Source organism: Streptomyces sp. 3-6 (assembly GCF_056323165.1).
The window spans coordinates 17,058-29,088 of record NZ_JBWHZP010000004.1 but is presented as its reverse complement, the minus strand read 5'-3'; the positions used below and the strand labels follow the sequence as shown (position 1 = coordinate 29,088).

Genomic DNA, 12,031 nt, shown 5'->3' with positions numbered 1-12,031 from the left:
CGCCTGACCGCCTGACCGACCCCCGCCCGACCGCCTGACGTCCGTCCGATCCCCGCCCCCCACTCACGACGCCTCACGAGAGTCCGCCATGTACGAGCTGTCCCGGGTCCGCCTCTACTCCATCGGGCCCGCCGGTGCGCGCTACGCCGACACCGTGCTTGACCTGCGCGGTGTCGGCGGGACCGTGCCCGACCCCGCCCCCATGCAGGCGGAGTTCTTCCAGGACGAGCCCGTCGGCCCGCCCCGCCGTCCCGCGCCCGCCGGGGTGCTGTTCCTGGAGAACGGCGGCGGCAAGTCCGTCCTGCTCAAGCTGATCTTCTCGGTGATGCTCCCCGGCCACCGCAACACCCTCGGCGGCGCCAGCTCCGGTGTGCTGCGCAAGTTCCTGCTGGCCGACGACTGCGGCCACGTGGCCCTGGAATGGCAGCACGTGCAGACCGGCGAGTGCGTGGTCGTCGGCAAGGTCAGTGAATGGCGGGGCCGCCAGGTCTCCAACGACCCGCGCAAGTTCGCCGAAGCCTGGTACTCCTTCCGGCCCGGCCCCGGACTGAGCCTCGACAACCTGCCCGTCGCCGAAGCCACCACCGTACGGCCGCCCGTCGAGGGGCAGTCGGGCGCGCGCGGCCGGCGCCGCACCATGAAGGGCTTCCGGGACGCCCTCACCGAGGCCGGCAAGACCTACCCGCACCTGGAGGTGCACTGGGAGGAGATCCACGAACGCTGGACCGAACACCTCGGCGACCTCGGCCTCGACCCCGAACTCTTCCGCTACCAGCGGGAGATGAACGCCGACGAGGGCGAGGCCGCCGGACTCTTCGCGGTCAAGAAGGACTCCGACTTCACGGACCTGCTGTTGCGCGCCGTCACGGACACCCGGGACACCGACGGGCTCGCCGACCTCGTCAGCGGGTTCGGCAACAAGCTGGGCCGACGCGCCGAACTCATCGCCGAACGGGACTTCACCGCGGGCTCCGTCGACCTGCTCGGCCGGATCGTCGAGGCCGCCGACGCGCGCGCCCGCGCCCGCGAGATCCACACCGCCGCCGAACGCCGCACCCGTACCCTGGCCCGCCGCCTCTCCGCCCGCGGCACCCGCGAACGCCTGCGAGCCGCCGAGCTGGCCCACCAGGTCACCGCCGCCGCCCACACCGTCACCGAAGCCGTCGCGGCCCGGGACCGCAGTGCGCTGATCGCCGCCGAACTCGCCTACCGGCACGCCTCCCTGGCACTCGCCGCCGCCGAGAAGTCGGCCGCCGCGCAGAAACGCGAACTCGCCGACGCACGCACCCTGCACGCCGCCTGGCAGGCCGCCGAGGCCGTGCTCAGGCACCGCGCCGCGGCCGACCGGGTGGCCAGGGTGTCCGCCGCGATCCAGGAGGCCGAGCGGGACGCCGCCCCGGCCCTCGCCGCGCGCACCCGCGCCGCCGGGGACCTCGTCCGCGCCCTGCACGCGGCCGCGCGCGACGCCGAACAGCTCGCCAACGAGGGCGACGAGCGGTCCGCCGCGCTCCAGGAGGCCGGCGACACCGCCCACCGCGACTCCACCGCCGCCGCCACCGAGGCGCAACGCGCCCGCAGCGAGATCGGACACCTCAAGCAGCGCCTGGCCGAGGTCGAGCAGGAGACCGCCGAGGCCGTCCGGGCGGGCTGGCTCGATGACAGCGCCCCCGACGCCGACCCCGCCCGGGCGGCCCTCGCGGCCAGCGACGCCGAGAAGACCGCCGTCGACGCCTGGGACACCGCCCGCGAGGCCGCCCGCAGGGCCGGCGAACACGCCAGGGAGGCCGCCGCCGCCGAGTCCCGCGCCGAACTCACCGCCGCCCGCGCCGCCGACGCCGCCGCCGCGGCCGAGCGGGCCCACGAGGCCGAACGCCGCACCGCCGCCGCCCTCGCCGCCGAGGAACGGGCCGCCGAACTGCTGGGCCTCGCCGGCGGCACCACCGCCCGGCCCCCGGTCCCACGCCCCCGGCACGGCACCGAGACCGCCGAAGCCGCTGTCCCGGCCGAGGGCGCGCTCACCGCCGAGGAACTGGACCGCTTCGCCGACGAGCTGCGCACCCTGCTCGACGACACCGTCTCCTCCGCCGAGCGGCAGCTGTTCGAGCTGCGGACCGCCGCCGCCGACGACGCCCGGATCCTCGGCGCCCTCGGCGACGGCGGCCTCCTGCCGCCGGGCCCGGACGTCCTGGCCACCGTGGAGTTCCTCGGTGAGCACGGCATCCCCGCCCTGCCCGGCTGGCGCTACCTCGCCCAGGCCGTCGACCCCACCGACCACGCCCGCGTCCTGGCGGCCCGGCCCGAGCTGGTGGACGGCGTCGTCATCACCGACCCCGGCTCCCACGCCCGCGCCCGCGAGGTGCTCGGCGACGCCGCCCTGCTGCCGCGCTCCGCCGTCGCCGTCGGTACGGCAGCCGCCCTGCTCGCCCCGGCCCCGGCATCCGGAGCGGACACCGGCGACGTCTTCCTCGTGCCGCCCAACCCGGCCATGCACGACGAGCACGCCGCCGACGAGGAACGGCACGCACTGCGCGCCCGGGCCACCGAACGCGACGAGGAGATCCGCGCCCTCGCCGCACGGCTCGCCAAGGACCGCGAGCTCGCGGCCCGCCTCGCCTCCTGGCGGACCGGCTGCCCGGCCGGCCGGCTAGCCGAACTCGCCCGGGCAGCCGAGGAGGCCCGGACGTTCGCCGCGGAGACCGAGGCGGAACTGGCGGAGGCGCGCACCGTGCGCGCGGAGGCCGAGGAGGCCGCCACCGAGGCCGCCCGGGTGCGCGACGAACGGCAGGAAGCGGCGCAGAAGGCCCGCCGCGCCGCCGACGCCCTCGCCGGACTCGCCTTCCGGCTGCGTGAACGGGCCGGCTGGCAGGCGAAACTGAGGGAACTGGCCGACGACGCCGCCGAGGCGGAGGCCCGTGCCCAGGCCTGCCTGGAGCGCGCCCGGGCCGCCGACGAGGACCGGCGCGCGGCACAGCGGGCCGCGGACGACGCCCGGCGCACGGCGCGCGCCCTGCGCGCCGAACGCTCCGAGATCGCCGGCGCGCCCGACGACGTGTCCGACGACGTGTCCGACGACACGCCCGACGGGACGGCCGACGGCCCCGACGGCCCGGCCTCCGACGGCGCCCCGGACGACCGTGCCTCCCGGAGCCCCCGGAACACGCCACCGCAGGCGTCCCTGCCCGCACTGCGCGAGGCGTACCGGGCCGCCTCCCAGGTGTACGAGAAGGTCGGCGTCGGCGCCGACCTGCGCGCCGAACAGGCACGGGCGGAGAGCGACGAGAGCGCTGCCCGCGCGGAACTCGACCGCCTCAGCAACAAGGTCCGCAACCGCGCCGAGCTCCTGCTCCAGTCGCCCGACGGCTCCGACGGCCCCAGCCGGCAGGCCGCCGCCGCCCGCGCCGAGGAACTCGTGCAGCTCCTGGAGACCCGCATGTCGGCCGCGAGCGAGCAACTCGGGCGGCTGCGCGGCGAGGCCGAACGGCTCGCCCCCGACGACGGTGGGGAACACACCGCGCTCCCCGAGGACACCCAGCCCTCCGACGCCGAGCACGCCCAGACCCTGCTGCGCACCGCCACCACCGAACTCGCCGCACGCACCGGGGCGTTGGACCAGGCCCGGGAGGCTCACGCCGAACTCCTCGACGCCCACCGCGCCGCCGAGGACGCGGCCGGCGGCTTCGACGAGATCGCCGCCCTGCTCCGCGACCTGCTGCGTGAGCACACCTCCGACGACGAAGCCGACCAGCCCGAGCCCTACCCGGGCAGCCCCGAGGAGGCGCGGCAGGCCGCCGCCGAGGCGCGCCGCTCCCTGCGCGGCTGCGCCGCCGACCTGACCGCCGCCGAGGCGGCCGTCCGCGAGGCGAGCGACATCCTCGTCCGGCACGCCAACTCCACCCGCTACGAACAGGTCCGCACCCCCGCACGGCAGCAGATCCGCGAACTGCCCGCCTCCGCGCTGCCCGAGCACGCCCAGAAGTGGGCGGACGCCTTCGCTCCCCGGCTGCGCGTCCTCACCGACGAGCTCGAACAACTGGAGCGCAACCGCGACTCGATCGTGGACCGGCTGCGCGGCCTGGTCGAATCGGCTCTCGCCACCCTGCGGTCGGCCCAGCGGCTGTCCCGGCTCCCCGAAGGGCTCGGTGAGTGGTCGGGACAGGAGTTCCTGCGCATCCGCTTCGAGGAGCCCGACCAGGCCACCCTCACCGAGCGGCTGGGCGAGGTCATCGACGAGGCCACCAGCGCCGCCGTGCGCAAGAACTCCGACCTGCGGCGCGACGGCATGTCCCTGCTGCTGCGCGGAGTCGCGGCAGCACTCCGGCCGAAGGGCGTCTCCGTCGAGATCCTCAAGCCCGACGCCGTGCTGCGCGCCGAGCGCGTCCCCGTCGGACAGATGGGCGACGTCTTCTCCGGCGGCCAGCTGCTCACCGCGGCCATCGCCCTGTACTGCACGATGGCCGCCCTGCGCTCCAACGACCGGGGCCGGGACCGGCACCGGCACGCGGGCACCCTGTTCCTGGACAACCCCATCGGCCGGGCCAACGCGACCTACCTGCTCGAACTCCAGCGGGCCGTCGCGGACGCGCTGGGCGTGCAGCTCCTCTACACCACCGGCCTGTTCGACACCACGGCGCTGGCCGAGTTCCCGCTGGTCATCCGGCTGCGCAACGACGCCGACCTCCGGGCCGGCCTGAAGTACATCAGCGTCGAGGAGCACCTGCGGCCCGGTCTTCCCCAGCAGGACCCGGGGCAGGAGGCGGTGCACAGCGAGATCACCGCGACCCGCATGTTCAAGCGCCCCACGGCGGCACCGGGCCGGGACCACGACCCGGTTCCCGACACCACTCGCCGTCCGGCTCCCGAGCATGCTCCCTCGCCTGCTCAGGACGGTGACCCCGGCCGGGGGCGGGACGAGCAGCCGGAGACCGGGCTGGACCAGGGACCCGGAGGGGGGCCGGTCGGGGGACGGGGTGGGGGACCGGGTGGGGCTCAGGACGGACGAGAGACATCGGGCGGGAGAGGCCGAGTCGGGGAGCCTCGCCAGGGCCAGGCCCCGGCTGCGCTCCGGACCGAGGGGTGATCCGTCGGCGGTAACGGACCACCGGAGCGCCCGGGGACGAGGCAGCGGGGCCGCCGGCCGGCGGCTGGTGGCCGGTGGACCGCGCCGGTCCCGCGCGACGACCGTATCGGCGTCGTCAGGTGCAACATCGTCCGTACCGGCGTCGTTGGGACCGGCGTCGCTCGTGCCGGCGTGGTGGGGACCGGCGTCGCTCGTAGCGGCGTCGTGGGGGCCGGTGCGGTCGGGACCGAGCCGAAGGCGACCGGGACTTCCCGGTGCGGCGGGCCGGACACCGCCCGCGCTGCCATCCCCTCTCCCAACACCGCTAGCGCCGCCACCGCCTCTCCCGCCACCGCCCGCCCCACCATGACGGCGACCTGCTGACACCCGCCCCATTGGTGACGGTACGTCAGAAGTCGTACCCCATCCGCCGTGACAGGTCGGCCGCCGCCGCAGCGGTCCGCCGCCCCAGCGCGGGCAGGCGCTCGGGGGTGAACCGGTACACCGGTCCGGAGACGCTCAACGCGGCGATCACCTTGCCCTCGTGCGACCGGACCGGCGCCGCCACGGCAGCGAGACCGACCTCCAACTCGTCGAGCGTGGAGCCGTAGCCCTGCTCCACCACCGTGTCCAACTCGCCCCGCAGGGCGACCGCCCCGGTGACCGTGCGCTCCGTGAATCGTTGCAGGGGGCGGGCCAGCAGACCTTCCCGCAGGGTGGGCGGAAGGTGGGCGAGCAGCACCTTGCCGCTGGACGTGGCGTGCAGCGGGGTGGGCCGGCCGAGCCAGTTCTGCGCGGTCACGGCCGCCGTGCCGCGCGCCTGCATGATGTTGACGGCGGCGTCGTCGTCCAGCACCGCGAGGTTCACCGTCTCGCACAGCTCGTCGGCCAGCTCCCGGCACACCGGAACGCCTTCCTGTGAGATGTCCATCCGGACGGCCGCCGCTCCCGCGAGACGCAGCACACCGGCCCCCAGGCGGTACTTGCCCCGGCCGTGGCTCTGGGCCACCAGGCCGCGGTTCTCCAGGACAGCGAGCAGCCGGGACACCGTGGACTTGTGCACCCCGACCTCGGCGGCGATCTCGGTCACGCCCGCCTCACCGTGCCGCGCGAGGATCTCGAGCACGGTCACCGCCCGGTCCACCGACTGCACCGAACCTGCTGAGCCGGTCGGACCTGCCGAGCCGGCCGAACCGGTCGGACCTGCCCAACCGGACCAACCGGCTGAACCTGCCGAGCCGGTCGACGGGGTCGAACCTCCAGGCCAGGCCGAACCGGCCGACGGGGTCGAGGCTGCCGAACCGCCCGGCGCGGCCGAGCCCACCGACGGGGCCGAGCCGGTCGGCTCGGCCGAGCCGATCGAGGGGGTCGCGCCGTCCGGGGCCTGCGCTGCGGACGGCGCGCCGTGCTCGTGCGGCTCGTCCCGAGAGCCCCGTGCACGTGTCGGGATCATGGCTGAGAACTCCTGCCGTCGGCCGGCCCGGTGAGGGCGGCCGCACGGCACGAGATCACTCTCCCGCCCCGTTCCGCAGAGTTCGCGCCCCGATCCACCGGGTTGTCGTTGCGCACGGCGCACGAGCGGCGCGCGCGATGCGAACCAGCAGATTATCGGACGAGTGGTGACGGGGTGCCCTGGCGTACCGCCCCTGGCAGGACCGGCGGGTGCCCGCAGGCCCGGCCCGTCAGACCTGCCCGTGGACGCCCGTTCACCGACCCTCGGGGGTGGCCGCTCAGGGGTGGGACAGCTGCCCGGTGCCGCCCCGGCGGCGTATTCGCGCCTGAGCCCGCTCCGCGGACCGCGCCTCGCGCCGGGCCCGGCGGCGCTCACGGCGCAGCGCCCGCGCGGTGCTGCTGGGCACGGACACCACACCGTGCCGCTGGTTCCAGACCTGGCGGGTGACCCAGACGTCGAGGACTCCCCAGGTGGCCAGGATCGTGCTGACCACGCTGCTGATGACCATGGGGAACGCCAGCCACGAGCCGGCCAGGGTGCACAGGAAGGCGATTATGGCCTGGATCAGGGTCACCGCGATGACCAGCACCGCCCGGACGGCCGCCGTCCGGACCGGATCCGGCAGCCGGCGACGCCGCGCGGGCTCCTCGACCCACAGAGGCCGCGAGAACCTGGCCGGTTCGGACTCCGCGGCTGCGGGAGCCGCCTCCGTCACCGTGTCCCGGTCCGGCTCGCTGACCCCCCGTCCGTTCCGCACCTGCTCGGAGGTCGACGCGCCCGGGCGCTGCGTGGCCGGCCGGCCGGTCCCGCCGACCGGTATCCGCGTTTCCCCGTGCGTGCCCTGCCCGGCCGCGTCCCCGTCCGCCTCCGCACGGGTCATCACCTGGACCGTCCCGCCCTCCTCCGGCGCCTCGCGCCGCTCAGCCGTGCCCATCACCGTCGTCACTCCCCACCGCCGCCAGTCCGCTGCCCGGATCCGCGGACCCGTACTTCCCGTGACTGCCCGGCTTGCGCTGTTTTACGCCCCCAGGTGCGGGACGCGGCTCCTGTGGCCGCTTCCGCCCCCATGTCCCACTGAGAAGACGAACGGAACGTCACAAAGATTCCCGGCGAGGCGGAATTCAGGCCAACTCCTGTGCGACCGGTCCCGGATGACACACCCGGGACAGCGGAACGCCCCGGGCGGGGCGCCACATGGCCGCCCACCCGCGACGCCGGGCGGCGGCCCCCTCCTCCCGTATGCGGCGGCCACCTCCGCACGCACCCGGAAGGACCGGGTGACCGCCGCCGCCCCACGGCCCCGGGTGACCGCCCACCTCGCACACCCGAAGGAGGCGGGAGACATCTGCCCGCGCACCCGGACGATCCGGAACGACCGCCGCTCACGGGCACCCGCCGGATCCCGGACGGCCGTCTCCCGCAGGCGCCGGAAGGCCGGGGTGGTAATCGCCCGCAATGCCCGGACACCTCCCCGCCGCGCGCCGACACTTCGGACGTTCGTCCCCCGGACGGGTCTTCGAGTTGACCGTGCCTCGGTAGTAGGCTCGCGCCGTTTGTTGACGCACCTGTGCGCCCCCGGTCCGGACGGGGGCCGAGCTGGGGGAGGCCATGCGCTTTCGCGGGAAGTCCATCCGCCGGAAGATCGTGGCGCTGCTCCTCGTGCCGCTGTTGTCCCTGACCACCATCTGGGCCTTCGCCACCGTGCTCACCGGGCGGGAGGCGAGCCGCCTCTTCGACGTCTCCTCGGTGATGGAGGAAGTCGGCTACCCCGTCGAGGACACCGTGCGCGTGCTCCAACAGGAGCGCCGCCAGACGCTCGTCCACCTCGCCGACCCCCGCGCCTCGGACGGGCTCGCCGCCCTCCGCAGGAGCCGCGCGGCCACCGACCGGGCCGTCAGCCAGGTGCGCGCCAACGCGGCGAAACCCGAAGTGCGCGAGGCGATGGGGGAGGACGCCGAGAACCTGGGCGCGGTCCTCGACTCCTTCGACGGCATCGAGTCGCTGCGGCGCAGCGTCGAGGACGGCACCGTCGACCGTTCCCAGGCACTCGACCTGTACAACGGCCTCGTCGACCCCTGCTACGTCCTGCTCGCCAACCTCCACGTCGTCGAGGACGTCAACCTCGACAAGCAGTACCGGGCCCTGGTGAATCTGGCCCGGGCCCGCGAACTGCTCTCCCGGCAGGACGCCCTGCTCGGCTCCGCCCTCGTCGTGGGCCGGCTCTCCCGCACCGAGGTGCGGGAGGTCTCCGACCTCGTCGCCCAGCGCACGCTGCTGTACGACGCGAGCCTGCCCCAACTGCCGACCGCCGAACGCGACCGGTACGAGAGCTTCTGGCAGAACGCCTCGTCCGCCCCGCTGCGCGTCGGCGAGGAGGCCGCCGTCGCCTCCGGAGCCGGTCCGCCCCGCGGGATCACCGCCAAGAGCTGGGACACCGCGGCCGGTACCGTGCTGAAGGAGCTCGGCTCCCTCAACGACCAGGCCACCGACCGCTATCAGGACCGCGTCCGGCCCGTCGCGATGGGCGTGATCACCCAGGCCGTGATCGCCGGTGTGCTGGGTCTGCTCGCTCTGCTGCTGTCCCTGTTCCTCTCCGTGCGTATCGGCCGCGGCCTCGTCCGTGACCTGCGGCAACTCCGGCTGGAGGCCCACGAGGCGTCAGGGGTACGGCTGCCCGGGGTGATGCGCCGGCTCTCCGCGGGCGAACAGATCGACGTCGAGACCGAGGTGCCGCGCCTGGAGTACGCCAGGAACGAGATCGGCGAGGTCGGCCAGGCGCTCAACACCCTCCACCGTGCCGCCGTCGAGGCCGCCGTGAAGCAGGCCGAACTGCGCGCCGGTGTCTCCGAGGTCTTCGTCAACCTCGCCCGGCGCAGCCAGGTCCTGCTGCACAAGCAGCTCACCCTGCTGGACACCATGGAGCGCAGGACCGAGGACGCCGACGAACTGGCCGACCTGTTCCGCCTGGACCACCTCACGACCCGGATGCGCCGGCACGCCGAGGGGCTGGTGATCCTCTCCGGTGCGGCACCCTCCCGGCAGTGGCGCAAGCCGGTCCAGCTCATGGACATCGTGCGGGCCGCCGTGGCCGAGGTGGAGGACTACGAGCGCATCGAGGTGCGCCGGCTGCCGCGCGTCGCGGTCACCGGTCCGGCCGTCACCGACCTCACCCACCTCGTGGCCGAACTCATGGAGAACGCCACGGTGTTCTCGCCACCGCACACCGCGGTGCAGGTCCTCGGCGAGCGCGTCGCCAACGGCTTCACGCTGGAGATCCACGACCGCGGCCTGGGGATGACCGCCGAGGCCCTGCTGGACGCCAATCTGCGGCTCGCCGAGACCCCCGAGTTCGAGCTGTCCGACACCGACCGGCTCGGCCTGTTCGTGGTCAGCCGCCTCGCCCAGCGGCAGAACGTCCGGGTCTCCCTGCAGCCCTCCCCGTACGGCGGCACCACCGCCGTCGTCTTCATCCCCGACGCGCTGCTCACGGACGACGTCCCCGACACCAACGGCGTCGGCTTCCGGCTCGACCGCCCGCAGCGGCCCAAGGACGCGCGGGACGGCCGGGAGGCCCGGGACGACGAGGGCGTCAGGAGCCGTCGTGCCGCCCTTTCCCAGAGGCCCGTGGCCCTTCCCGGTCTTCCCGCCGGTCTGCTCGACGGCCCGGTCGAACTGGAGGCGCCCGTCGGACCCGAGGCCGCCGGAACGCTGGGCCCCCTCGATGGCTTCCCCGGAGCGCTGGACGACGAGGACGGTGAGCACGGAGGGCTGTTCCGGCCCCGCCGCTCCCCGGGCCGCACCGGGGGCGAGCGCTCCGGAGGCCGGCACGATCCGCGTCCGGAGCACCCGGGGGACATCGAGATCCCCGAGGACGCCGAGGACCACCACCGGGTGAGCGCCCCCGTCCCGCTGATGCGGCGGACCACCCCCAAGCTGGTGCGTTCGCACGGCCGGCCGGTCGGTGACCAGCGTGCCCGCCGGGACCGGGCGGGCGACGGCGGCACGGTGCCGTCCTCCCGCCCGGAGGGGGACGGGCTCCCCTCGCTCGCGGAGCGACGCCGTGGCGACACGGCCGGGCCCGCCTCCGGCCGGCCGTACCCGGAGCCCGCTCCCGCCACCCCGCTGCCGAGCCGGCGCCGCACCGCGCGACCCGCCATCGGGACGCGCGCCGAAGGACCGCGGAAGACCACAGCGAGCGCTCCCGGACCGGGCGACACCGGACCCGACGGCACCGGACCGAGTGACACCGCACGGAGCGACACCGCACGGAGCGACACCGGGCCGAGTGACACCGCACGAAGCGACACCGGGCCGGACGGCACCGGGCGGCGCGGCACCGGACGGAGCGGCACCGCGCGGGGCAGCGCCGGGCCGGGCGACGCCGAGCGGTCCCCGCTGGCGCCCCTGCCCGCCCGGCGCCGCGGCGACTCCGCCCCGGCCGCCGCCGATGACTCCGGCCGGGAACGGGACGCCCGGCAGGGCGACCTCCCGCCCCGCACGCCGCCGGGCCACGACGACGGCGCCGGCACGCCCACGGAACTTCCCCGGCGCACCCGCGGTACCGGTCCCCGTGCGGGGACTCCGCGCCCTGCCCCGTCGGAGACCCGCCCGCAGCCGGGCGGCGAGGCCCCCGCGGACCCCGCCGGATCCGGGACCCCCCGAGCACCCGAAGCCCCCGCGACCCCCGGGGTACCCGCAGCACCCTCGGAGACCGCAGGACCCGGAACCGCCCCGCCCCAAGACGACACCGCACGACCCGGAACCGCTCCGCGCCAAGACACCGCAGGGCCCGGAACCAGGTCGCCCCGAGACACCGCGGCCCCTGGCGGGGCGCTGCCCCGCCGGGTCCGGCAGGCCAGCCTCGCCCCGCAGCTCAAGCGCGAGGCGGAACGGACCGCCGGGAATGCCGGAAGCACAGGGAACGCGGGGGGCCCGGCACCACTCGCCGAGCGGGACGCGGACGACGTCCGCAGCCGCATGGCATCGCTCCAGCGTGGCTGGCAGCGAGGCCGCGCCGAGAACGCCGCCGACGGCCAGGACCACGGCGGCACAGCACCAGACGCGACGACTGAGGGGGACGGTCGATGACCGCACCGCACACGACCGGCCACGACGCGACCGACGCGGGGCAGCTGAACTGGCTCCTCGACGACCTGGTGGAACGCGTCGCCGGCGTTCGCCAGGCCCTCGTCCTCTCCGGGGACGGCCTGGCCACCGGGTCCTCCCGGGAGCTGACCCGGGAGGACGGCGAGCACCTGGCGGCCGTCGCCTCCGGCTTCCACAGCCTCGCCAAGGGGGTGGGCCGGCACTTCGAGGCGGGCAGCGTCCGGCAGACCGTCGTGGAACTCGACGAGGCGTTCCTGTTCGTCACGGCCGCCGGTGACGGCAGCTGCCTGGCCGTCCTCGCCGACGCCGACTCCGACGTCGGACAGGTCGCCTACGAGATGACGCTCCTGGTCAAGCGGGTCGGCGCGCATCTGGCCTCCGCTCCACGCACCGATCTGCCCTCCGGCGGGTAGTGG

The 12,031-nt window shown here is 75.5% G+C and carries 5 protein-coding genes; 3 read left to right on the top strand and 2 right to left on the bottom strand.

The window, feature by feature from the left end; translation table 11 throughout:
• Window positions 1–88: 88 nt before the first annotated feature.
• Window positions 89–5,077, top strand: a complete 4,989-nt coding sequence (locus AC02VZ_RS07695; protein ID WP_476474918.1) for a hypothetical protein — start codon at window positions 89–91, stop codon at window positions 5,075–5,077.
• 388 nt (window positions 5,078–5,465) lie between these two features.
• Here AC02VZ_RS07695 and AC02VZ_RS07690 read toward each other — a convergent pair whose 3' ends face one another.
• Window positions 5,466–6,209, bottom strand: a complete 744-nt coding sequence (locus tag AC02VZ_RS07690) for an IclR family transcriptional regulator (protein WP_476474917.1) — start codon at window positions 6,207–6,209, stop codon at window positions 5,466–5,468.
• Between the two features lie 577 nt (window positions 6,210–6,786).
• Window positions 6,787–7,443: a hypothetical protein gene (locus AC02VZ_RS07685; RefSeq protein WP_476474916.1), complete on the bottom strand. Its 657-nt coding sequence runs from the start codon at window positions 7,441–7,443 to the stop codon at window positions 6,787–6,789.
• A gap of 674 nt (window positions 7,444–8,117) precedes the next feature.
• Between AC02VZ_RS07685 and AC02VZ_RS07680 the strand changes: the two genes are divergently transcribed.
• Together AC02VZ_RS07680 and AC02VZ_RS07675 are read left to right on the top strand one after the other, a co-directional pair.
• Entirely contained in the window at window positions 8,118–11,597 is a 3,480-nt protein-coding gene (locus AC02VZ_RS07680) for a sensor histidine kinase (protein WP_476474915.1), read from the top strand.
• Complete coding sequence (locus AC02VZ_RS07675) at window positions 11,594–12,028, top strand: roadblock/LC7 domain-containing protein (protein WP_432056379.1); 435 nt, start codon at window positions 11,594–11,596, stop codon at window positions 12,026–12,028. Before AC02VZ_RS07680 ends, AC02VZ_RS07675 begins: the two co-directional genes overlap by 4 nt.
• Window positions 12,029–12,031 lie beyond the last annotated feature (3 nt).